Origin of the sequence: Acinetobacter sp. XH1741 (genome assembly GCF_041021895.1) — a bacterium.
Classification (GTDB): Bacteria; Pseudomonadota; Gammaproteobacteria; order Pseudomonadales; family Moraxellaceae; genus Acinetobacter.
Genome location: NZ_CP157428.1, coordinates 1,678,538 through 1,704,428 on the forward strand (window position 1 = coordinate 1,678,538; position 25,891 = coordinate 1,704,428).

The following is a 25,891-nucleotide window of genomic DNA, read 5'->3' on the forward strand; positions in this document are numbered from 1 at the left end:
AGTAATTTTGTTTTTAGTAACTTGGATATCCATGTCTATTTGTTTTGCAGCAGGTACTGATTATTCAGCTCTTACAAATAACTTAGCAATAGCGCCAGGTATTCAGGGAGCTACAAAAGGTTATGATATGTTAAGTGGAAAAGTTACTCAAAATATTCCTTTAGTGAAAGGTAATTTACCATTTACCATGCAGTATCATGCATCTTTACGTCTAGAAAGTGAGGGAGGTGCTAATCTCTATCAAGAGCTAGATGAAGGTGGCGTTGCAGATTGGAGTAATGAATATTCAGGCCAAGTAATTACTAGTACCATTCCATCGTCTAATACAAGTGTTTTTATAATTCAATTACCAGGCAGTAGTGAAAAATATTTGATTTCAAGAGAGGAGGGAAAAATACTTAAACGGATTTATTATAATGGAGCTGGGCAGTTTGAAGCTAAAACATTTTATTCCGAATATTTACGTGATATCTCTTTTAACCAAGTAAATGGTTCTATTGTCATTGTTAAAGATGGTGTTAAGTATACGGCTTCTATTTACAAAAATATGGAATCAGTTTTTGGTAGTACAACTATTCCTAGTTATTTGTATAAGTTTACTGAAATACAATTTCAAGATGGAAGAAAATTAGATTTGTCATATGATAATGGTTATAATTTAGTTCAGGTTAAAGATAATCGAAATAATACTTTAAATATTCTTAGAGAGTACAAAAAGTTTGGATCACTTAATCAAACTTATCTTGAACGTAAATTAATTACTGGTGTTGAATTAATTAGCGGCTCAAATGTTCAGAAATCAAGTATCACTTATCAAGAAAATCAAGTCAAAAGTATCATTGATCCTTCAAAAATAGAAACTCGTTATACTATTTCTTCTATTAACTCGATTGTTGCTGGAAATTTTTCTTTTCAATATGAAGATGAGTCTAGAGGCTATTGGATTCAATATATTCTAAATAATACATCAAGAAAAATTACGAGTTCCAGTGAAGGAAATTATCCAATACTGAAAAGGGTAATTGACCAAAATAACAATGTATTAAGAGAATATGAGTATGGAAATGTTTGGCAATTTTATAATAGTTCATCAGTATTTCTAGTATATACCACACAGATTACAGCTTATACACCAATAAATAATCAGAAAACTCAAAGAAGTATTTCTGCATGGAATGATATGCGGGGAGAATTTGCAAATCGTTTTACCATTAATGGTCAAGATCAGGCTATGGACTATACTATGGCGGCAGTTTCACTACCAGGAACATATAATCAAGCTGATTTGGGACTTATGTCATCAGCAACAGCAACTATGACAATTCAAGGTGATTACCCTGGTCTTTTGAGTGGTTCCACTCCTATTCGGTCAGTACAATTTAATCCATTTACACATCGTTTGAAGTCAATCACTGATTTAAATGGGAATGTATCGACGTTTAATTATGATCAACTTAACCGTCTTACCCAAAAAACAATTGCCTCTGGCACAGCAGATAGTCAGTCGACGACTTATAACTATACAGTACTTACAGATGGGACTGAAAATAGATATCCAACCCCCAACGAGATTGTGACTGATGGACAAAAAGTCACTAACAGTATTAATGCCAATGGATGGATCGTACAGCAGGTAATCTCTTATCCGAGAGGGGGTAATAGTAAAATAATTAACTATTCTTATTATAGTAACCCTAATAATGTTGATTATGGTCTTATCAGTAATGTTGATGGACCACGTGGTGACGTAGATGATTCAACCACCTTTACTTATGATGCATTTGGTAATAAAGCAACTATGGTTCAAAATGTAAATAATCGATCAGTAGTTACTAAATATCTAAATTATAATTCGTTTGCTCAACCTGAGCGTATTGTTTATCCATCAGGCTTAGTGGATCTGTTTATTTATAATGCAGATGGCACATTACAAGCAAAAGTCATCGGTAATGGAGGTGAATCAGGAAATATTACAGGACCTGTTACTCGTTTTAGTTATGATTATCTGAAGCGTAAAAAATCTGAAACTAATCCTGACAATGAATCTATATTGTATGATTATGATAGTGTAGGGCGGTTAGTCAAAATAACTATGCCTGATGGTAATGTGACAATTCAGACTTACTTTGACAATGATGTACTGAAGGCTGTTGAAGGAGCTGTTAATACTTATAATGAAATTAATGTACAAGGACGCATTGCGAAGTCGCGTACGGGCACAGATCCTAATTCAAATTGGAAGACTTTTTTTTATGATGGAAATGGGAACATTATTCAAACACAAACAGCATTGGGTATTGTTGAGAAATGGACCTTTGATGCCTTAAATAGAAATATCAGTTATACAAATGGTGAAAATGAAACAAGTACTAAAAATTATGATAAAAGTGATAATCTAATTTCCTCAAAAGACTCTGCGAATTCAGGCTCAAACCCTTTTAACTATGTAAGCAGTACTTTAGTTAAGAGCGAAATCAATAATGACTATGGGGCAAAAACTTATAACTATAATCAAGCGGATCAGGTGATTAGTAAAAGTCATGGTAATAGAACTTGTAATTATTCTAGTATTGATAGCATTGGGCGTACAGGCGAAATTAATTGTTACAGTGAAAATGATGGAGATCCAGCTTTTGCATATAACTATCAATATACTTATGACAACTCTCGTTTTGGGCGGTTAGATAGAGTATCAAGTAATACTTCATTTGGGGTTAATACTACTTATAATTATGATGCATTAAATAGAGTCGTGGGTAAGACACAAACTAATAAGGCTCTAACAACATGGGGCGGGACTAATAATTCTTTAAGTGTTGGTTATGATTATAGCCCTGCTGGAAAAATTACATCAATCAATATGCCATCAGGTCGTACGATTAATTATAATTATGTTGGTAATAAAGGGTACTTAACTTCTATACAAATTGCTGGTAATCCATTTATTAATAATATTAGCTATGATAAATATGGTCAGCTTTCTTCTTGGAATATTGAAAATACTAATGCTAAATATTTGATTAATTATGATAATGCTCAAAATGGTGAAATAAAGGCTATTTCATTCAATAATAAAGATAATATTTCTTTATATGCGGAGGAATATAGTTTTGATAGTGATCGAAGAATTACTAAAATTAATTATTTGAATAATCATATTAAGAACTTTACATATTCAAAGTCTAATCAACTTTTAAGTGAATCACAGTTTAAAGGAGACTTTAAAAATTATACTATTTACCATGGTTATAGCAGTAATGGTAATAAAATAGTGGGTTCTTACCCAGAAAATAGAACTGGCTATATGGGAGTAAGGTTTGAGTTCAAAGCTATTTCTAATTCAAATCGTTTTGAAGAAATAACTAGATACTTGCAAAATGCCCATGGAATTGATTTTTATAACCTCAGTGTGAAGTATTTGCCAACAGGTGAGTTAGTTAATGCTGGATTATATAATACTTATACAGCAGACCTTTTTGATTTATCAAGTAGTTATGATGGCTCAGGTCAAATTCGATACATAAAAGGGCAAGGCGGTCAATATTATATGGCCTATAACCATAAAAATGAGCGTACAGTCCGTGCTTTAAATACTTCTGGTAGTTGGTATGCTGGTGCAGTTCAGTATGTTTATGATGAAAATAGTAATCTGCTTGGGGAGTATACGGCAAATGGAACACCAATTGTTGAATATGTCTGGATGGGGAATCGTCCTGTTGCGGCAATTTATGGGTTAGGTAGTGATAAAGTTTATGCTGTTGTGACAGATCACAATGCAACACCAAGAATGCTTGTGGATAATGTTAATGGTAATGCGGTTTGGATGTGGGACAGTACAGCTTTTGGTATGGGATATCTTACGAGAAATCTGACATTTAACTTAAGATTCCCTGGTCATTATTATGATGAATTTACTGGTTTACACTATAACTTAAATCGCTACTATAGCCCTGAATTTGGCCGCTATATGGAGCCGGATCCAATAGGTTTAGAAGGTGGGCCAAATCCATATGCATATGCAGAGAATAACCCATTAAGTAATGTCGATCCGAGTGGTTTGGATAGTTATAATTTTTCATTTTTCGAAGCTTATAAAGGTGATAGTGCATATAAAGCTAGTTTATTCGAAGAGTGGGGATTAAAATCATTTAATTTACCTGACTTATTTAGTTCTAATCAACATTTATTATTTAATGGTGGCCCAGGTACAGATGTACAAATTGATGCTGAAATGCTCAGAGTAGAACCTAATGGTGAATGGACAAAAATTAAAAAAACAGGGCAATATGTTCTTCCTGTTCGGGCAAATGGTTATAGAAACCATTTTGGTCAATGGATTGATGAAGGTTTAATTAGTAAACCATCCAAAAGTTCGAAAGGATATTGGGTTCATGGGCAATTAATGATGAGGGAAGATGGAACATTGTTACCGAATGATTATAATTTTGAACAACATAAGGCTAGTAGTGCTTTTGATTTTAAAACTGTGATAAGAAATTGGGGTACCGTAATTGGTGCACGAGAAGCATCAAATGGTTTAACTAATGTAATTAATCAAGGATTTAAATTCAAATTTACAGGTAAACCTTATTGTCCAGCTTGTAAACCACGTTAATATAAATAGGGGAAAAGATAATGTATCTTTTCCCCTTAGGAGTTGGATATGAAAGCTATACACATCTTATCTTTGGTAGTAATTTTCTTTATAATTTTTATATTATATAATATAAATAAATTTTCAAATGTAGATAATAAATATGACTGTTTTCTTTCAGGGGGTGTTTGTGTCGATAGAATAACTTATAATAATAATTACTATTATAATTTGTATTTAAATAATGGTGAAAAAACTGAAATCCAATTTGGAAATGAAAACTTGTTTTTTATTGGATTTAAAGAGGATTCAGGTAAATTATATATTCTTGTGCAAGAGTCAATAATGAATAATCGGAAAATTATTGAAGAGTGTAATAAATTAAATCAACCTTTTAGATTTTCAGAAGATAAATATGTTTTAAATTTGTATATTTTAAGTAGTGGTGAAAATAAAATTTCAATAAAAATTATTAATAAAGAAGATAGTCCTCAATTAATTAGAGAGTGGGTTTCAAAATATAAATTAAATCCAAGTTTAGAATTTATATGCTGAATTTTTTAATTTGGCTATAAGTTAATGTGTTATGTGCGAGATCACTAAAAACACATCAAAATGAATGGAATATTAATTTTTTATTTTAAGTAAATTTTTGGAAGATTTTATTTGGTGGCTAATGTGCTATTAATAATTTAAAATATGTATTGAAAATAAAATATATTAATTTGAAAATTATTAATCAATCAAGTAATAAAATTTAATGTCTAATTTTGATATTGTGTACCCTATTTCTTGTGCTTTTTTAAATGTCTCTGCTCTTATTTTTTAAACATTAATTTATATTAATTACTTTTTGGTTAGGTGGGTAAATATGTTCCAGTCACTTACTTTTTTTATTTCTTAAATAAATTAAACCTAGGCTTCACTCAGATAAATCTTACTTCTTTTTGGTAAAGTGATATGTATATTTTAGACATTCATAACTCTGGAAAATATTTTTATCGATCATTACGCCCGCTTTTTACCAAAAATATTGCCAACCACACCACCAGTAATACTTGCACTAATTCCACCGAAAAATGTTCCTACATTACCATCCATAATTACACCTAATGATTCAGCTACAGTATCAATCGATGGTTTACTGCTACAGGTTTTAAGCTTAAACAGTTTGGAGGAAAGGGACACGGTTATAGAGTGTTTTTTTTAAACCTACGTGTTTAAGGTAAATGAATTAAAGTATAAGAATATAAGAACTTATATGGCATGGCTATAACTATGCCAATTTTAAGGGTAAAGTTAACAGGCTACGTTTGGGGGTTACGATATGACTCTCAGAAAAAGTTGGTAAGTTATGATGAATAAAGTAGAACCACTATAGATGCATCTAGCCAAAAACTATTTGGTTATAAAAACAAAATGATTTAAAAGCCAAAATAATTATGTATTTTTATATGGATGCGAAAAAAGTTAAGCCAAAGACACTTAGTATTCCAAATATGGCCACAAAAGTAGGGAGAGCCTTAGCATATTTTTTTAAAAGAATAGACAGAGTAATCAAACAAGCGAAATAGATGAATGGGGATACAATTATAAATAACCACATCCAAATAAAACTGCTTTTTCCTTCAAAAAAGGATATGTTAATTGTCAGAAGTTGGGCAATTAAACTACCAATGACCAAGCTGGCTGGTAAACCCAATATGAGATAACAGATAATAAGTCCCATGGGTGTACGTTGCTTGACGGATGAATTTAGTAAGTTCTTATCTTTTTCCATAAAGTATTACTCTTACTGCTAATTTATTTTTTACCGTCCTTTAAATATATGCCTGTTATTCTAATAAATGATGACAGTCTCATTTTAATCAGAAACCATCCATCATTAACGTAAATTTATTTTTTAGAGATATAGCATTTGATTTACATTTATGCTGACTCAAGTTCAATTAAAGTATTGATATAATTCCATGTTTTCTCTGGTTCAATAGGGGCTTCTTCGCAAACAGACCCATTGATTAAACCATCCAAAAGAGACAGGAATAAGTGGGTTAGTGTCATAGGGTCCCTAATTTGCATCTCTTTAAAAATAGAAGCTGTAGTATCGAATAACCAATTTCGGTATTCATCCAGCACGATTTGAATCGATGGGTATAAGCTTCCTACATCCATTCGTGCTTTATGAAATGGGCATCCTCTGGCACCATTTTGATTTACCCAATCGATATACCACATATAAAGTTGCTCTAATTTTTCTAAAGGAACTGTTTTTGATGAGATTTGCTTTTCTACAGCAATCTTCATTTCGAGTTTCAATTCCTGTAAGCAAGCAAATACCAGATTTTCTTTAGACGGAAAGTTCTTATAAAAAGTCATTTTAGCTACTTTAGATTCCGTAATAATACGGTCGATACCAACAGCTATATAACTTTCCTGAATAAAAAGCTGGGTAGCAGTGCTTAGAATAATTTCTCGTTTTGATTGTTTTTTAAATTTTATTTCTGCGTTCATAATAGGGTTATTGCAATGAGTTGAGGTGTTAAGTTTATTATTTTAGTTGATAGATGAGATATTCGACTAGTCATTAGAGAGAGAATTAATATAAAAAATAGACAAATCTGTCTGTTTTTTATAAAATATGTTCGATTGTAACTCAAATTTATAAATATAGTGATGTTCAATAATATTTTTCAAATCTTAGAGAGTTTTGGTTTCCTCTCACAACATCGTTCGGTGTATCTCCAGTTTTCAGATGCATCCCTGACTAGTCAAGTTTTTTTACAACGTATAGATGGGCAACATTCTCTTAATCAGGGCATGACAGCCGAACTGATTTGTTTATCAACCAATGCCCATATTTCACTCAAGAAATTTATTGGGGTGCAGGTTGCTGTTGATCAGGTAACAGATCGAGGAAATTTCTTCCGTACTACGGGTATTATTACTGGAGCATCGCAGGGGCAAAGCGATGGTGCTCTAACTATATATAAGCTCACCATAAGTGATCCAACCTATCTCTGGCATAAACGCAGAAACAGCCGTGTGTTTATGAACAAGAGCGTGAAAGAAATTAGTGAAATACTATTTCAAGAATGGCAGGGGAAAAGTCCATTATTTGCTTCGAGTCTGACTTTAGATTTGAGCGGGTTGAAACAAGAATATGACATACGTCCTTTCGTGATGCAGCTCAATGAAAGTGACTATGAATTTTTAACTCGCTTATGGCGTAGTGAAGGGATTAATTGGTTAATTGATGAAGCTGAGCTGACTGTACCGAGCAATACAGATCATATTCAACCACAAAAATTACGTCTGATTGATGATAATAACCAATATCAAGCGCTGACTAGAAGAACGATTCATTACCATAGAAGTCATGCAACTGAACAATTTGACAGCATGACTGGCCTCATGGCTAACCGTGGTTTACAGCCGACATCTGTTTTTGTGCAGCGCTGGCAGTCAGATGTATTACAGCAAACAGATGGGGCTGGTAGTGTACAAAGTAAACATCAGCATAGCTCTAACTATGATAATCAAAGTTTAAGTCTTGAAGATGCTTGGCATTTTAGTCCGGCATGGATGCAAGATTTAAAAGGTGAAGATGGAGCAACCTCAGCAAGTAACCAACAACTGGAAAAATTTAACCAGAACCTAAGTGCCTACTACGATGCCCAGTCTAAGCAATTTATTGCTCAAACCACGGTACGGGATACCCAAGTTGGCTACTGGTTTGAACTGAATGAACATCCTGAAATTGATCTGCATGATGGCGCAGATAAAGAATTTTTGATCATTGGTAAGCATTACTACAACCAAAATAACTTACCGAAAGACTTAAACCAGCAAATTCAAGCGCTAGTTCAACAAAGCCATTGGCAAGCTAGTCAGACAGACGAACGCCAAGGCAATGAACTGATTTTACAACGCCGTAATATTAAGGTGGTGCCTGCATATCAACCTTTAGAGAATCGACCTAAAGCTTCTGTGCAACGTGCCCGAGTGGTAGGGCCCGAAGGCGAGCAAATTTATGTTGACCAATGGGGACGTATAAAAGTCCGTTTCCTGTTTACCCGAGCCGATGACCATCGCCATGATGGTGGGGCTGGAAGTAACGACAATGACACCGATTCGGCTTGGGTTGATGTTTTAACCCCATGGGCTGGAAAGGGGTATGGGGCACGTTTCTTGCCACGTGTCGGTGAAATCGTGGTGATTGATTTCTTTGATGGCAACATCGACCGACCATTTGTGGTGGGACGTATTCATGAAGCAGAACGCCATCCAACCCAGTTTGACCAGAAAGGACAGCTACCAGAGACTAAAAAGCTGAGTGGTATTCGTTCAGAAGAAGTCGGCGGCAAAGGTTTTAACCAGTTACGCCTTGATGATACCACTGGACAAATTAGTGCCCAGCTACAAAGTAGCCATGCAGCCAGTCAGCTAAATTTGGGTAACCTAAGCCATCCAAAAGACAGTGCGACAAGTGATGGCCGTGGTGAAGGCTTTGAACTCAGAACTGACCAATGGGGTGCTGTTAGAGCTGGTAAAGGTTTGCTCGTTAGTACCCATAAACAAGACCAAGCTCAAGGAACACATTTAGACGCAGCCGATGCCAAGCAACAAATAGAAGGTGGCCTTAATAATGCCAAGGCACTCAGTGAAGTTGCGAAAAACCAGCAAACTGATCCATTGGAAATGCTTGAGAATCTAAAAACTTTCTTGGAACAAATTGAACAACAAGATAAAGAAAAAGCGGCCGTATTTAAACAAGCTTTAATGGTATTAACCGCACCTAACAGTATTGCAGTAGCTAGTAATGAAGACATTCACCTAAGCGCAGATGGTCAACTGAGTCAAACTGCTGGGGATAGTATTAACCTAACCACACAGAAAAACCTGATTGCGCATGCTCAAAATAAGGTGAGTTTGTTTGCCGCTCAACAAGGAGCGAGACTCTATGCGGGCAAAGGAAAAGTTGAAATACAGGCACAAGCGGATGGAGCTGACTTTATTGCCCGTAAAGGCATTCAGATTATTTCTACAGAAGACAAAATTGAAATTAATGCTTCTAAAGAAATTGTGATCACAGCTGGTAGTTCTCAAATCAAGATTAATGGTTCAGGAATTTTTCCTGTTACGGGTGGCAAGTTTGAGGTAAAGGCTGGGCAGCATGTGTTTATGGGGGGAGGTAGTGCAAACGCGAATGTTCCTCAACTACCTAAAGCTAAACCCATGCAGGGAGCGTTGGAATTATTGCGAAGTTATGGTGGAGATAAGTTCTTCAAGCAAAATAGCTATAAAGTAATTGATTCATTAGGTAAGCAAATTACAGGCAAACTTGATGCAAATGGTTTTGCACAAGTAACAGGTATTGCACCTGGGCCAGCTAAAGTGGTTTTTGAGAAGGATAATACGAGTGCATGGCTGCAAAGCAGTGATTTTAATCGTAAATATACTTGGGCTGAGCCAGTCAAAAGTGTTCAAGGATTAATGAAAAATGCACTAGGAGCAGTGGGGCAAAATGCGATGTCGCAGTTGCAAAATAATCTTCTTTCAACTGATAAAAATAGTTTCAAAAACTTGGGTAAAAATACTTTAGATAATTTTGTTGGCCAAACAGTAGGCCAGATTAAAAATCAGGTGACCAATACAGCCCTCAACACTGTTTCAAAAGAGCTTAATCTCAATTTATCTGCCGATCAAATGAAAAGTCTTGGTCAAATGGCGGTAAACCCAAGCCAGTCTCTTGAAATGCTAAAAGAGCAAGGCCAAGGTTTTTTGAGTGATCAAATGACTGCAAAATTATCCAAGTCCACAAATCAAGATTCACCTATTCAGCAAGGTGCTTTAGATAATTTTATTCGGTCAAAAAAGTAAATTGGATGAATAGAGCGATCCAATATAGAAAAATATTGTTGTAATTTAATGAATTAAAGGTTTTATATTAATGGCTAATGAGAATACACAGCAGAAAGAAATTAAAAAACAACCTACTGTTGAACTTGCTGTTTTTAACTTAAATAGCGTGACGGATGTAGCAGACTTGCAAATGATCGCAAATCAGGTTCAGCTGTATTTACAAGTTTGCGGAAATACCTCATTAGAACAAATAAAAAGTAAGGCCAACATAACCACGATTGCTAATATCTTTGCATTGACTGGTAGTGTACTAGACCTAATGCTTTATGCCACAGATAAGAAAACTGGTGATGCTGCCGCACAACGTGGAGCATTACTTGCGGCAAATTTAATTGGTTTATTTTCAGAACCGAATAACGAAGCACATGCACGCATGGCTTTACGTCCAATGTTTGGTTTAATGGCAGAATGCTTATATCGAGAAAATGGAAAAATTAAAGAAACTGATATTAAGCGTTTAGGTTTACATCTCAATGCGATGATCGCTGGAGATTTAGAGAAGTTTTTAAAAGAGACTCAAGCGAAGTTAAGCAGTCTACTTACTGGCGCTACAACATTGGGTGTAACTATCCTACAAAGTATGGCGACCCCAGCAACAGGTATAAATGCAGGAATAACCACTGCGGCAGGTGCAAGTGCAGAAAAACGAGATCCGAAACTCAAATTTACCAACTGGGCTGTTCCACTCATTGATTTATTAGGGAAGCCGAGCCAAGCAAATTTAACCCCTAAAATACAACCAAATATAACAAGTCGTTTGCAACAAGAAGCAACTCAAGCTATTGCGACTTTAAGTCAAACTTTACAACAACAAGCAAATGCTAGCCAAAAATATACTTTAGCATGGCTATTACAAGAAACTCTGAAAGCCATACAAGTATTAGAAAATAAAGGTAGTACGAGTGTGCCAATCAACCAGACGGGTGAATATGAACGGCATACAAAAGGAGATACTTTAGAGTTCGTAAGTTTACAGGCAGATGCTTTAAATGCTCCCCCATGTGAAGGTGCAGATTCGCAATCTGGAAAAAGTATTAGCTATTCAATTGGTGCTGAACGGGTTCAACATGCAGACTTCTATTTACCAAAAATAGGTTTTTCTTTTATACGGCAATATAACTCACAAATGGATGAGTTTGATCAAAGCATGGTCGGTGCACGTTGGATGATGCCATTTTCCAATATGATTCAACAAACTGTCCAAGGCTATCTATTTATTGATAGTAAAGGGCGAAAGCATCAACTGCCAGCTTCCATTACATTTGAAAATTATGAAGTACCTTATGAGGGATGGATTATTAAACCCCTTGAAAATGGAGATCTGATTCTAAACTTCGGTGGAGATTGGTCTTTTCAATTCCATCAGTTTTCAGTTGACCAGGCTTATCAATTGATTCAACAATTCAACGAAAAAACACAAGAAAAGATCGATTTAAGTTATCTTATTTTCGATAAAACTGCTTATCTTCAACATATTGATTTTCAATTAGAACATGCCAAGCACCAATTAAAATTTGCTTTTAGTGAGCAAATTAAAATCATTGCGGTGTTTTTAGATGATAAAGCTGAGCCATTAGCACGTTATGAATATGATACCCAAGGTAACTTGATTAAAGCCATTGACCAAAATGGCCATACAAGAACTTATGAATATAACCAATTTCATCAGCTAACACGTTATACAGACCGTACAGGGCGTGGACAAAATATTCGCTATGAATCAACAGACGCCAAAGCTAAAGCGATAGAGGAATGGGCCGATGATGGTAGTTTCCATACCAAACTAAAATGGCATCCGCGCTTACGTCAAGTAGCAGTTTACGATGCTTATGGGGTTCCAACTTATTACTATTTCGATCTGAATGGACTTACATATCGCACTCATTTAGCGGATGGGCGTGAGTCATGGTATAGCCGTGATGGGCAAAAGCGTATTACTCGTCAAATTGATTTTGAAGGGCGAGAGACTCAACAAGAATATAATGATCGAGATCAACTTGTTAAGATTGTTCAGCCAAACGGTGGAATAATTCGTTTTGCATATAATGAACAGGGTAATTTAGTTGAAATTAAAGACCCAGAAGGCAGTATTTGGAAACGGGAGTATGATGAAAATGGTAATCTTAATAAGGAAATTAATCCATTAGGGCATATCACACAGTACAAATATAACAATGATAATCAACTGGTTGAAGTCATTGATGGAAAAGGTGGTGTTAAGAAAATTCAATATAATGAATTGGGGCAGATGATTTCATATACCGATTGCTCAAGTAAGAGTAATACATGGGAATATGATGAAGATGGTGCACTGACAGCTCAACAAACTGCAAATAATAAAGTTATACAGTATTTTTACAGTACCAAAGGCCGAGATAAAGGACAGCTACAAAGTATTATTTATCCTGATGGGCTAAAAGAATACTTTGAACATGATGAAGAAGGACGTTTACTTAAATATACCGATACCAAAGGTTTAGTAACGGAATATAAGTACAATCAAGTTGGCTTATTAGAGCAGCGTATTGATGCCAATCGACATAGCATAGCTTATCAATGGGACAAACAAGGCCGCATTCACAAGGTGATTAATCAGAATCAAGCCGAATATTTGTTTGGATACAATCCGTATGGATATTTGATACGTGAACAGGCCTTTGATGGAGAGGAAAAGCACTATAGTTACAATGAGAACGGAAGGTTATTTCAAATCCATCAACCAAATATACTGACCCAATTTGAATATTATGCAGATGGACAAATTGCTTCGAAAAGCTTTACCCACTTATATACAGGGCAGAAACAAATAGAACAATTTGACTATAACCTGAATAATCAACTGAGCCGAGTCAGTAATGAGGTTAGCCAAATTGATTTCTATTACAATGCACTTGGGCAGTCGGTTAGAGAGCACCAGCATTATAAAATTCCAGAACTGAAACCGCTCACAGCAGTATTACATTATGAATATGATGAGCTTGGAAATTTAATTAAAACAATTCGACCTGATGGTCAAACATTGAATCATCTTGTTTATGGTTCAGGGCATATTTATGCAATTGGTTTAAATAACCAAGAAGTTGCTTCATTTCAGCGTGATGATTTGCATAGAGAAACAACACGACTATTAGCAAATGGGCTCATGCAAATCAAACAATATAATGATGTGGGATTACTGAGTTCACAGTTCATTCAACCTGAGCAAGAAACTCAAGAATATTTACAATATCAAGCGCATAGACACTATCAATACGATCAAAACTATTTGCTTAGTCAAGTCGAAGATAGCCGTTTGGGTAGGTTCAATTATCAATATGACCCAATTGGGCGTTTAATTGCAGTTCAAAGTTTACATAAAACAGAAAGCTTTAGCTTTGATCCGGCAGGTAACTTAATTGATTCTGACTCGGTATTAAGTCCAGCACAAATTAAAAATAACCTTATTAAAAGTTATAAAGGTAAACACTACCAATATGATACTCAAGGTAATGTGACAGAGATTATTCAAGCGGGCAAAAACCTTAAACTGATTTGGGATAACCAAAACAGACTTATTCGAAGTGATAATAATGGTCTAGTTACAGAATATGGTTATGATGTATTTGGTCGTCGACTCTACAAAAAAACATCTAATGAGTTAACCATATTTGGTTGGGATGGCGATTTAATGATATGGGAATCATTTAAATCGGCACAGACTAGTTATACAAAGCACTATATTTATGAACCTGATAGCTTCACTCCATTGTTACAAGCAGGCTATAAGGATTTCATTCAACTAATAGAAACTCCTGATTATCAGGAATATCAAACAAAACCATATTCTATTTATAAAGATCCAGTATGGAATAGTATTACTCGGAAAAAGCGTGCTGATGTAGAGCAAATAACATTTTACCACTGTGATCAGGTAGGAACACCACAAACCATGACCAATACCCGCGGTGAATGTGTATGGGAAATTCTTCAAGACACATGGGGCGCGGCATCACAAATTAAAGCGATAAATCAAGATAATCCATTTGAGCAAAATAATCTACGCTTTCAAGGACAATATTACGACCGTGAAACAGAACTGCACTATAACCGTTATCGTTATTATGAACCTCATAGTGCAAGATATATAAGTAAAGACCCGATTGGTTTGAATGGTGGATTTCATACATCTGCTTATGTAGAAAATCCAACTAAGTTAACTGACCCGTATGGATTATCTCCTGATATTTCAATTCCTGGTATGAAAGGAGACCCAAGAATGAAAGATAGGTCAACATTAGTTCAGGCAACTGATAGAGCGTTGAATGGAACAAGTGCTAATATTAGTGGTGCACTAGGATTAGGTATAACACATAGCACTACTTATGCAGGAGGTGGGAGGGCTGTACATTCTACTGGACGAACGTTAGGTTTAGGTGTTTCGGCTAGTACTACGCGGGATATACTTAATATAGGTAATAAACCTGATGGTAGATATATAGAAGCTTGTGGAGGTGTTGGTGCTAATTGGTTTGGACAAATTTGTGGTGGGTATTCTTGGTCTGGAAAATCATTTTATGCGGTCATAAAAGGTGGAAGTGGAGCAGGAGCTGGTTTAGGAATTACAGATGGGTGGCAAAATACATCAGATTATATACCTGAACAACCAGTCTATACTATTCCACCAGAAAAAATGCCAGTAATTCCGGCTCAGCCATTTAATTTTCCAAGGTTCTAATTATATGGAAATACTATTTTATTTAAGATGGTTTTTGGTTTTTTTATTTGTCTCTAATTTCATTCTAATGATGTATTTCTTATATAGGTATTATATTTATAACAATATGGCAACAGATATTTGGAATTTTTTTTCAAAGAATAATAGTTTTAACAAGGTAATGAGCGATATTGTTTTTAAGAAAAAAAATAATTATCAAAAAATTACTAAGCTAATAAGGTTAACATATTGGTTAGTAGGTTTGTTTCTTTGTTTAAGTATATGGAGTGTCGGTTATTATGAAGCCAATTTTATGTAGTTTTTTATTTTTTTTAACTTTGATTAAACCTGCTTTTGCTTGTGAGAAAATTGAATATTCTAATCAGATTAAAAACTCTAATTTTGATCTCAATATTTTAAGTTTACAAGGAAATCTAAAAAAGATCAATGAGGTAATAAATGGCTTACCTGATGGATTTTATAAAGAGTATATTCTAGGTGTGAGTTTTTTAGACGGGAAAACAAAGTTGGTTGATTTAAAAGAAGCTGAAAAACATTTGATAAATTCTGCTAAGTATTGTTTCTCACCAGCACATTATTCTCTAGGATACTTATACTATTTAGAAAATAAATTAGAAGACTCTAAGAAATGGCTCCTTTCAGCAAAGAAACTTGGTGATAGTTTATCAGCATATCAGTTAGGTTTGATTTATATAAAAGAAAATAACCCTGAGAAGATGTTAGAGAGTTTAGATTTTGCTGAAAAAACAGATTTTACACCTGCTATAACAGAGTTGGGAGTACAATATTATGATGGTAAAATTATAAATAAAGACTTAATAAAAGCATTTAAATATTTTGAAAAAGCGGCCTTAAGAAATGATCCTTTAGCTCAAAATAATGTAGGGTGGATGTATGAAAATGGAGAAGGGGGAGTAAACGTAAATAAAGAAAAAGCATTGTATTGGTATAGAAAAGCTTATGATAACGGATTTTCTGGAGCATATGAGAATTATAGTAGGCTGTTGGGTAAGAAATAAGTTTTTAAGTATTTGAGAGGTGGTTTTTTTAAATAACTAAATTATCAATTTTAAATTATTAAAGATAAATTTTAAGATAGCATGTAGATTTGGTTTTTATATTTATAGAAGGTAATAATTATGAGTTGTTTTTTTGGTAAGATTTGTATTTTTAATTTAAAAGTAAAACTGCTGATAGGATTTTAAAGCTATGAATAAACTAGTTTTATTAATAGTAAATTAAGGGGGTTTTCATATGTATAATAAGTATTTTAAAAATTAGTGTAAGTATGAAAAGTATAGGTTTTAATTTCAGATATATTGTCGATACCCAAGGCAGAACCATTACGGGAGCGATTAAGGACTAAATATGAAATTAAATAAATTGAGTTTAGCAGCTTTTATGCTTTTCACATTCACTGGTTGTGGTGGAGGTGGTGGAATTTATCCACAGCCTTCAGATAAGTATCCATTTGAAGCAAAAATGAAAGCATTGTTAGGCGATAATCTTAAAATTGTAAATTCGTTGCGTAAAGCAGAAGTTCAAATTTCTTCTTTTAGATTTGAAAAAGATCCCAATAAATTGAAAAAAGTAATTAATCAATTAGAAAAAGATGGTTGGATATTAAAGGGTCATGGACAAGGGGTAGATACATACTGTTTAGGAGCTAATAATAGTATTAATATTGTTAGTCCTACTGCAATTGGTGTTTATGACTATCAAGGTGGTAAACTAAATATAACTGATTATAATTCTGATGCTATATCTTATAGTTATAATAAATGGGGTGAGGATTTGTGTGAGTAATTTTTTCAGATATATAGCACTATTTTTCTTGTTTTTACAGGTGGGTTGTTCTAATGGAGTGTATGAACAGCCTAAGGATAAATATCCTTTTAAAGGTAAAATGATAGAGTTTTTAGGAAATGATATTGAAATTATAGATTCTATAAATAAATATGAAGCTCAAGTTTCTTATTTCGAATTTACTAAAGACCCTAGGAAGTTAGAGAAAATAGTCAGGCATTTAGACAAAGATGGATGGGTGTTAAAAGGACAAGGGCAAGGAGTTGATACATATTGTTTAGGTCTAAAGAATAAAATTAATATAGTGAGCCCGATCTTTGGGAAGATTCAAGATTATAAAGGCGGGGAGTTGAAAGTAACTAATTATGATGTTAATACGGTTTTGTATCGATACTATAAGTGGGGAGATAATTTGTGTGAATAATTTCGTGGTTAAATAACTAGCTGGAATAACAGTTTTGTTGCTATTGATTTTGTAAACTAGCTATTCTAGTCAAACTTATAAGACGATAAAAATATAATTATTTTATTAAAGAGGCTTTTTAAACAATATTTTCACTATTAAAACTCTAAGCCAAACAACTTGTTTGGCTCTTATTTTCAGAATTTAATTCCTATCTATTGAGACTGAACTAAGTCACGTTCGCGGCATGATAATTCATAGTAATTACCTTTTGGCAGAGAACGAATTTTAAAGCCATAATAATCACTCGTTGACTCTATAGGACCGACACTACATTGATTTGTTTTTGCAAATTTTTCAATCAATTTCAAATTAGATGTTTGCTTAAATACAGCTCCCCAACCTTCACTCACACAACAGCCTACATATTCAGACATATATTCATCTGAAATGAGTACAAAGTTTTGTCCCATAAATTCATAAGGCTTTTTCAGTTTGTATATATCGTTATAGTCTGCTCGTGAAATATTAGGTTTTTTTGAGATATAGCCTTTTTGTTTGAGTATTTGGAACTTTAAAAAATCCTGAGGTCCAGTGCCAAGTCCTCGATAAACCGAATTATTATCTTCTGCAAAGCTATATGAGCTAAGCATACTGACTAAACTTAAAAATAATATTTTTCTCATTTTAAATTTCAAAAGTTATATGAGGCCGCAATTCTTTCATATCTTATGAGTAGCGTAAAGTAAGTAGCTGAATTAAATTATTTTTTGAGCTAGATGAGATAAGAGAGGGAGGAAAGTAATCTAAATGATGACTTTCCTTTTTTAAAGTAAGAGAAAAGCTTTAAAACTAAGCTTAATAAAATAGGGTTATTTCTTTACTTTAAAACGGTATTTACATTTTAGACAGCGGTAGTCCTGAAAGATATTTTTATCGATCATTACACCTGCTTTTTTACCAAAAATATTGCCCACTACACCGCCAGTAATACCTGCACTAATTGCACCCACAAATGTTCCTACAGTACCACCAACAATCACACCTAATGGCCCAGCCACAGTACCAATTGCTGCTCCTATCGAAGCACCCGTTGCAGCACCACCTACGGTACCCGCTGTTGTTCCCGCAGCTGTTAGTAAAACACCGCCAGTGGTTTTAAGCAGTTTGTCATGATCACGTGTTTCAACTTCTGTAGAACCACACTTCGGACATTGCAGCGTTTTTTCCATAAAATTTTTCCTGTCTTTCATCATTAAGTGACGCAGTGGATGGAACAAAATCAGTAAAGTGAGTAAAAGTGCTGCTTATGGTGAAGCGTCTTTTCCTGATTAATGATCGCAACGATATACCTGGTCAGCCACGATTTTAGCTGAACATTGGCACAAATATTTATAGATCATGTAAACACTTGTACTTTAATAATGATCTCTTAAAAATGTCTTAAGCACCTTTTTTAAAAGGATCACATGTACCTAAAAGTAGCTAAGTGAACTGTGATTCAAAGGGGCACAATAAAGATATTTGCCTGTTCAAATTTGCGGTAGTGGCAAGCTTGTTTATAAGTCCTTAAAACAAGAAAGGCTTATTCTATTTGAATAAGCCTTCTAAGATGATTAAAGTGATTTATCTAACCTTAAAATTTTATATAAACCAAGCATTAAAGTAATCCAGATAGGAATTAAAATTACCGATTCTTTAAAGCCCTGAGTCCACATAATGTATAAAATCATGCCAATAAAAGCGAGCACAACATAATTACTCAAAGGCGAAAACAGAGCAGGGAACTTGGCAACTTGTCCTTCTAATTTCATGGCTTTTTTAAATTTTAAATGGGTAAAGCTAATAATTGCCCAGTTTAAAACTAAAGCTGCAACAGCCATATACATAAGATGGCTTAAAGCTTCTTCTGGTACAAAATAGTTGAGTAAAACACACCCAAAAATCAGAATAGAAGAGAAGACAACAGCGGCTGTTGGTACGCCTTGTTTACTGACTTTTGCAAAAACTTTTGGTGCATTACCTTGGACTGCTAGTCCGTACAACATACGGCTGTTAGCATACATGCCGCTGTTATAAACTGAAAGTGCAGCAGTCAAAATAATAAAGTTCAGTAAATGAGCTGCCCAACCAATGCCAAGTTGACTAAAAATCATGACAAATGGACTTTTATCTAAACCACCGAGGTCCAGTTGATTCCACGGAATAAGCGACATAATAATCGCGAGTGAAGCTACGTAAAAAATTAAGATTCGAAAAATGACTTGGTTAATGGCTTGCGGAATACTTTTTTCCGGATTCTCAGCTTCAGCAGCGGTCATTCCAATCAGTTCAATACCACCAAATGCAAACATTAAAAAAGCAAGCATATAGAACAAACCCGAAAACCCATGCGGAAAAAATCCGCCATGCTGCCATAGGTTTGAAAAGCTCGCTATAGAGTCATTGCCTGCTGTAAGTAATAGATATAAGCCAAACACAATCATTGAAATGACTGCGGTAACTTTAATAATGGCTAACCAAAATTCAGACTCGCCATAAAATTTAACATTGCCCAAGTTCAAGCAAGTGACTAGTACAAAGAAAAATAAAACAGAGACCCATGCAGGGATATGAGGCCACCAATAATGCACATATTTAGCTACGGCGGTAAGCTCAGTCATAGCCACTAAAATGTACACAACCCAATAGTTCCAGCCCGATAAAAAACCGGGAAATCTTCCCCAATACTTTTGTGCAAAGTAGCTAAAAGAGCCAACCACAGGTTCCTCTACAATCATTTCACCCATTTGGCGCATAATTAAAAATGCAACCAAACCGACAATGGCATAACCTAAAATGATTGAAGGACCAGCAGACTGAATGACTTGTGCAGAGCCTAAAAAAAGTCCTGTGCCTACAGCACCACCCATAGCGATTAACTGGATGTGACGATTTTTAAGTCCACGTTTTAATTGGGAAGTTGAGTTACTCAAAATACTATGCGCTGTCTGAAAAAGCCGACGCTATTGTAATGGATTGGATAGGGATAACCTAGTTTGAAAAGTAATATTGCGCTTATATAAAAAGATTCGCACGAACCTGTACGAATCTTTTTTTAGAAAAATGACGTTTTTATAAATTAGAAAGATACCATTTTGCCTGGGTTAATCATTGCACCGATGCCATACATACTTTTAGCGAGCGGAATAACAACTGGTGCAAGGGTACGACCAAAAATAATATTTTGATGGTCAATTTTAGATAACATTTCAAAGTCATTCGATTGCCCAACAAAATCATTTGCAATGGCTTTACCAATGCGGACAGTCTGTGCCACTCCGTGACCGCTCCAACCGTGAACAGCATAAATCGGGAATTTATGACCAAACTTACGACTGTCGACTGCACCATTAACAGTTAAATCGGTTGTGCCACTCCACACAAAATCCATCTCTAGATTTTTAATTTGCGGGAACACGGTATGAATTCGATGCTCTAGATAATTTAGAGTTTTCTCTGGTCCCCAACATGTGCCAGTGCCTTGTCCTCCAAACAATAAACGGTTATTAAAGACAGGACGGTAGTAGTCAATCTGGAACTGAGTGTCATAAACGGGATGTCCAAATGGCAGAAGCTCTTTGGTGTCCAGTTCTAAAGGAGCAGTGGTCGCAACATAGGTGTAAAACGGAATAGTCGTATTGCTTTGTTCTGATAAAAGTTTAAACGAGGCATGGTGTACTGCTAACACCACAGACTTTTTAGCCTTTACTACAGCATTTGCTGTTTGAACATAAATCCCATCTTCTTTTTCTACTATTGAAATGACTTCTGTTTGTTCATAAACAGTACCGCCATTTTGGCAAAAGCCATAAATTAAGCCACGGTTTAAAGCTAAAGGATGGATTTGTCCGCCTAACTCATCAATTAAACCACCTGTATAGTAGTCCGACTTAATATAGTCCATGAGTTCATGCTTACCCACAATACGGGTATGGTCTTCGCCTAAATATTTTCGTGCATCGGCGCCTTGGGTTAAGCCAACCAAATGTCCTTCATGAACGGCGGCAGTAATATGCCCATATTTACGGTCAAAGTTGAGTTGGTATTTTTCCGAGATGTCATCAATGAGCTGCATGGCTTCAGTAGAGGTAAAATGCCATAGTTTTTTGGCATCTTCATAGCTGAGTCGATCGGCCATTTCTTGAGCTTCCCAGCGTGCTAAACCGGGAGTCAGTTGTCCACCATTTCGGCCTGAGGCTGCACTACCAATGCGGTTTTTTTCTAATAAAACCGTATCTACACCTTGTTCAGCTAAGTGTAGGACAGTCGATGAACCTAATAAACCACCACCAATCACCACAACATCACATTCAATGTCGGCATTTAAACTATCAAAGGTATGCCAATCAGACAGTGAGCTTTCATAATAGTTGGCTGGGTTATCTACCGATGCATCATTAATCGTGGCTGTATCAAATTTCGCATGTTTTGGATTTAACCAACTCCACTCTTTACCCACTTGTAGAGATTTACTTGGTTTGTATTCCACATCTTTTAAAAGCTGAGGTTTAGAAATAATTTTCATAGAGAAGTTCCTTAAAAAATTAATAAGCATTACTAATCGCAATACTTTGTTTTTTAATCGTTTTATAGATGAATAAAAGAATGCCTAAAGATAACCAGAAGCATCCAAAAATGAGTGAAGATGAGTCGAGATTGAGCCATAAGCAAATAATGCTAATGACCGATAAAAGCGGTAAAAATAGATTTAGAAATTTATTTTTAAAACCTAAACGCTGTTTATCTTTAATATAAAATTTCATAAAAACTGAGAAGTTTACAGCCGTAAAAGCAACGAGCGCACCAAAACTGATCAGACTAACAACTTGAGCTAAATCTAAAAAAATAGCCGACATTGAAATAAGCCCGACAAATAAAACCGAGAAAAAAGGCGTACCTAAAGAGCTATGGATGGTTCCAAAATACTTTTTAGGAAAAATATTGTCAGAACCCATTATATACAGTAAACGCGAGGCACTGGCATGTGAGGCCAGACCTGAGGCGACTGTGTTCATAATTTGTCCGCATAAGAAGATAGACTGAAACAAAGCACCGCCCACATAAAGCACAATTTCAGGGAGTGCTTCTGAAGGGTGGTGAAAACGAACATTGTTTGGAAAATAAAGCTGAATAAACCAAGCCGCAGTGAAGAAAATAAGCCCACCAGTAAGTGTTGTTAACATGACTGCACGAGGAATATTTTTGGTGGGTTGTTTGGTTTCATTTGAAAGGGTAGTAACTGCATCAAAACCTAGAAATGAAAAACATAGAACTGAAGCGCCAGCGACGAGAGGTAATAGCGATTGCTGGCCATGCCATAGCGGAGCCAAGGTAAGCACATGCTCATAACCTTGAGTCGAGCCAATACCACGAATGACTAAATATACAAAAATGACCATCAGTATGATGGGTGCAAACACAAACACGAGGCTTAAGTTGGCAAGTAACCGAATACGAAAACAGTTGACTAAGGTTATAAGTCCTGCCGATACAAGTACCCAGAACCAATAAGGTAGACTTGGAAGAAGTGCGGTAAGATAAATTGCAGCAAGTAAAACATTAATAAGCGGTAATAACAGATAGTCGAGTAGAGAACACCAGCCGACAAAAAAGCCACTTTTAGGTCCTAAACTTTCAGCCGTATAACTATATGCGGAGCCTGATTTTTCCGAATTTTTACTAAATCTTGCATAACTCCAAGCAGTGAGGAGCATAGCGCCTAAAGCAAGTAAGTAAGCAAGAGGAACATGGCCTTGAGTAATTCCGGAAACAATACCGAAAGTATCAAAAACCGTCATGGGGGTCATATAGGCAATACCAATAATCGTGACTTGCCATAGAGATAGTTTTTTTAAGGAAGACGCTTTATTTTCCATGTCTTTTCAACCTCAAATTTCGTTGTTTTTGCTTTTCATCCAGAAAGGCGATGCTATTTTTAGGCCAAAACTTCCCCTAGACCTGAATAAACAAGTCTGATTGAAGAAAGTTTGAACAGTAGCTAGAGGCTTAAAGTGCTATTTCACCTTGGTGGCACACTAAAGTTAGAATAAAGAACTATTATTCTTTGCTTTTTAAATCACGACCAATTGGAAAGATTGACACGGTCGTGAGAAAAACTGTTGAGCAGTCTTTTCTTTAAACAATGTCCCGGTTCTGATGTTAATGTCATTTGAAGTAATGACCCGAGATGAATCATTCATAATGACTGCTTTTTGCTTGATATTTTTGAGTTTTGGCATAAGCAGCTTTTCGAGTGCCGAAACTAAAATATCCGTCGCAATGACACCAATAAACTGATCATGAATCATGACAGGGTGAGCAATGGTGATGGTGTAGGCGCCGTTACAAATATAATCAACGTAAGGGCCATGTATGCAGGGGCTTTTATCTTGAGCAGGTTTGTGGAACCATTCAAATGAGCGAAAGTCTAAAAAGCGCTGCGCATTTTGATAGTTTTCAAGTTTCGCTTGGTGTAATTGATCTTCTTTTTTATACCACCATTCGAGTGTCCAATAGTCTTGCTCATCTTGTGTTGCTGGACTATAACTTGCAAAACCAGTTCCTTGACTATAATGGCTCTGATTTAGCGCATTTTTTATTTCCTTCTGTAAAGCGGAGCGTTCTGAAGTTGAAAGCTTGATATCTGCATTTTTTTCAGATGCATGCTTTGACAGAATTTTGCTTGCTTTATTTGCGAGTGTTTCGGTAATTGTTGTTGTTTCCTCAACAACACTTTTTAATAAATTTTGAAGCTCTTCTATATCTAAGTGTTGGGTCATTCCTATAACTCCTAAAATTCCATATTTCTAACTTGATTATTGATAAGCCATCTCATTTATTATTTTTATTCACTCGATAACTTATACCGAAGCATTTGGTCAGTGAGCATTGAAACTATTTTTCTTGCTTGAATCACAGCTTCATTTTCATTGTTTTCAACAAAAGATGACAAGAGATGGTGATATTGCTTTACAACTTCACGGTGAAAATCATCATCTCGATAAAGTACGGCGATAAGCGGAGCCCATTCAGCCTGAATGGTCAGTTCTTGATTTGCGAGTCTTGCAGATTGAGCAAATGAGGTGAGTGTAAGCAAGCAACGTAAATCAAGCTGCGCACGTGTATCGGCTTCAACTGCTTGTTCAAATTGCTCAATGAGCTCTTTGATTTTGCCTAGTTCATATTCAGTGGTTCTTTGAGCGGCCAAATATGCACTATGCGTTAAAATTGCACTGTGAAACTCGCCTAAATCGGCAAGATACTCATTTGAAGCTTGGCGTAATGGATGTTGGTTTAAAAGTAAGTCTGAAGGTAGTTCACAAACAAAACTTCCGCCATTTCTACCGCGACGTGTATCAATTAAACCTTTTACACGCAAAGTATTGAGAGCTTCGCGAACGGTAATTGGCGAAACTCCCATTAAGCGTGCTAAATCTGCCTCATTAGGAAGTTGTTCATTGCTTTTGAGCAAACCAGAGATAATTGCATTTTCCAAGCGTTCTACAACTTGTTCCGAACGAGTTGCTTGAGCAATAGGTGCAAAAATTATCGTATATGCTGACATGGCGAATTCTCTAAAAGCTAAGCCAAAAGACTTAGCTTAATGAAGCGGATAAATAATTATTAAAACACGCCATAACCATGGACAGCCTGTTCATCTTCAGGAACAGCTGGTATTGCATCCCAAAGTTCAGCAATTTTGCCATTTTCAACTCGCCATAACTCAAAATAGGCATGTCGATTTCCAGCTATACTGCCTTCGGAATGTGTCAATACAAATTGACCATCAGCAATGGAGCGATGCGTTTTGGAGTATACCAAACCTTGTCCTTCATTACGGATATTGTTCAAAAAATCAATGACTGCTTTAACACCATCTCCAATATCAGGACTATGCTGAATGAACTGGTCGCCATGAGTGTATTCTTTGAAAGCATCGTAATTTCCATCAATTAATGACTTCTTAAAGAAAGACGTCACAATCTCACGGTTTTGCTCTGGGTCATGGTGAGTTACGATTTCGGTTGGGCCGTCTAATTGGGTTCTACCACTTACATTTGGCGCTGCTTCTGCTACAAGCCCATCCCAATGTTCCACAATTTTGCCGTCTTTTACTCGGTAAATATCAAAGCCAACCAAAGGGTTTTCATCTAATCCCTGAAAGCGGCCATGTATCGCAACCAAGTCACCATCTGCCAGTACCCGTACAGCTTCGTGTTGCATGTCTGGGCAGTCTTCTACCAATTGACGCAGACCCGAAATACCATTGGCAACCAGTGGTGAGTGTTCTATAAAGTCTTCAGAAAAATAACGATCAAGAGCAGTGGTGTCGTGCAAATTAAATAGCTCGTGATGGGCTTTAGTCACCAAGTCTTTCATTTCTTGCTTATTCATTTTGATCTCCTTTCAA

At 35.5% G+C, this 25,891-nt stretch carries 16 protein-coding genes and 1 pseudogene; 7 read left to right on the forward strand and 10 right to left on the reverse strand.

Annotated elements, in window-relative coordinates:
• The first annotated feature begins 31 nt into the window (after positions 1-31).
• Together ABLB96_RS08040 and ABLB96_RS08045 are read left to right on the forward strand one after the other, a co-directional pair.
• The gene (locus ABLB96_RS08040; RefSeq protein WP_348896451.1) at positions 32-4,615 is read left to right on the forward strand and encodes an RHS repeat-associated core domain-containing protein; all 4,584 of its coding nucleotides are present in this window, start codon (positions 32-34) and stop codon (positions 4,613-4,615) included.
• Between the two features lie 48 nt (positions 4,616-4,663).
• Positions 4,664-5,149, forward strand: a complete 486-nt coding sequence (locus ABLB96_RS08045) for a hypothetical protein (protein ID WP_348896450.1) — start codon at positions 4,664-4,666, stop codon at positions 5,147-5,149.
• 382 nt (positions 5,150-5,531) lie between these two features.
• Here the strand turns inward: ABLB96_RS08045 and ABLB96_RS08050 are convergent.
• A pseudogene (locus tag ABLB96_RS08050) lies at positions 5,532-5,731 on the reverse strand (hypothetical protein); the annotation flags it as partial.
• A 792-nt stretch (positions 5,732-6,523) separates the two neighbouring features.
• Positions 6,524-7,105, reverse strand: coding sequence for a TetR/AcrR family transcriptional regulator (locus tag ABLB96_RS08055; protein ID WP_348896448.1), 582 nt, complete (start codon positions 7,103-7,105; stop codon positions 6,524-6,526).
• A gap of 159 nt (positions 7,106-7,264) precedes the next feature.
• On the opposite strand from ABLB96_RS08055, the gene ABLB96_RS08060 reads away from it, so the two are divergent.
• From ABLB96_RS08060 to ABLB96_RS08080, 5 genes are all read left to right on the forward strand, one after another.
• Positions 7,265-10,474 (forward strand): type VI secretion system Vgr family protein, encoded by a 3,210-nt coding sequence (locus tag ABLB96_RS08060; protein WP_348896447.1) that lies wholly within the window; start codon positions 7,265-7,267, stop codon positions 10,472-10,474.
• Between the two features lie 70 nt (positions 10,475-10,544).
• The gene (locus ABLB96_RS08065) at positions 10,545-15,230 is read left to right on the forward strand and encodes an RHS repeat-associated core domain-containing protein (protein ID WP_348896446.1); all 4,686 of its coding nucleotides are present in this window, start codon (positions 10,545-10,547) and stop codon (positions 15,228-15,230) included.
• A 278-nt stretch (positions 15,231-15,508) separates the two neighbouring features.
• A complete protein-coding gene (locus ABLB96_RS08070; protein ID WP_348896445.1) occupies positions 15,509-16,249 on the forward strand; it encodes a tetratricopeptide repeat protein in 741 nt (246 codons plus the stop codon).
• A 349-nt stretch (positions 16,250-16,598) separates the two neighbouring features.
• Positions 16,599-17,036 carry a hypothetical protein gene (locus tag ABLB96_RS08075; protein WP_002047998.1) on the forward strand — a complete coding sequence of 146 codons (438 nt, stop codon included), beginning with the start codon at positions 16,599-16,601 and terminating at the stop codon, positions 17,034-17,036.
• Entirely contained in the window at positions 17,029-17,460 is a 432-nt protein-coding gene (locus ABLB96_RS08080) for a hypothetical protein (protein ID WP_348896444.1), read from the forward strand. Before ABLB96_RS08075 ends, ABLB96_RS08080 begins: the two co-directional genes overlap by 8 nt.
• Before the next feature lie 194 nt (positions 17,461-17,654).
• Here the strand turns inward: ABLB96_RS08080 and ABLB96_RS08085 are convergent, their stop codons facing one another.
• The 8 genes from ABLB96_RS08085 to ABLB96_RS08120 form a co-directional block, all read right to left on the reverse strand.
• Positions 17,655-18,125, reverse strand: coding sequence for a hypothetical protein (locus ABLB96_RS08085; RefSeq protein WP_348896443.1), 471 nt, complete (start codon positions 18,123-18,125; stop codon positions 17,655-17,657).
• A gap of 186 nt (positions 18,126-18,311) precedes the next feature.
• Positions 18,312-18,671 (reverse strand): hypothetical protein, encoded by a 360-nt coding sequence (locus ABLB96_RS08090; RefSeq protein WP_309456391.1) that lies wholly within the window; start codon positions 18,669-18,671, stop codon positions 18,312-18,314.
• 384 nt (positions 18,672-19,055) lie between these two features.
• Positions 19,056-20,414: an amino acid permease gene (locus ABLB96_RS08095; protein WP_348896442.1), complete on the reverse strand. Its 1,359-nt coding sequence runs from the start codon at positions 20,412-20,414 to the stop codon at positions 19,056-19,058.
• Between the two features lie 146 nt (positions 20,415-20,560).
• Positions 20,561-22,006 carry an FAD-dependent oxidoreductase gene (locus ABLB96_RS08100; protein ID WP_348896441.1) on the reverse strand — a complete coding sequence of 482 codons (1,446 nt, stop codon included), beginning with the start codon at positions 22,004-22,006 and terminating at the stop codon, positions 20,561-20,563.
• Between the two features lie 19 nt (positions 22,007-22,025).
• The gene (locus ABLB96_RS08105) at positions 22,026-23,357 is read right to left on the reverse strand and encodes an APC family permease (protein ID WP_348896440.1); all 1,332 of its coding nucleotides are present in this window, start codon (positions 23,355-23,357) and stop codon (positions 22,026-22,028) included.
• A 195-nt stretch (positions 23,358-23,552) separates the two neighbouring features.
• On the reverse strand, positions 23,553-24,260 hold the full coding sequence (locus ABLB96_RS08110; protein ID WP_348896438.1) for a cache domain-containing protein: 708 nt from the start codon (positions 24,258-24,260) through the stop codon (positions 23,553-23,555).
• A gap of 65 nt (positions 24,261-24,325) precedes the next feature.
• On the reverse strand, positions 24,326-25,045 hold the full coding sequence (locus ABLB96_RS08115; RefSeq protein WP_191108524.1) for a FadR/GntR family transcriptional regulator: 720 nt from the start codon (positions 25,043-25,045) through the stop codon (positions 24,326-24,328).
• A 59-nt stretch (positions 25,046-25,104) separates the two neighbouring features.
• Complete coding sequence (locus ABLB96_RS08120; RefSeq protein ID WP_348896436.1) at positions 25,105-25,875, reverse strand: nuclear transport factor 2 family protein; 771 nt, start codon at positions 25,873-25,875, stop codon at positions 25,105-25,107.
• Between the last annotated feature and the right edge of the window lie 16 nt (positions 25,876-25,891).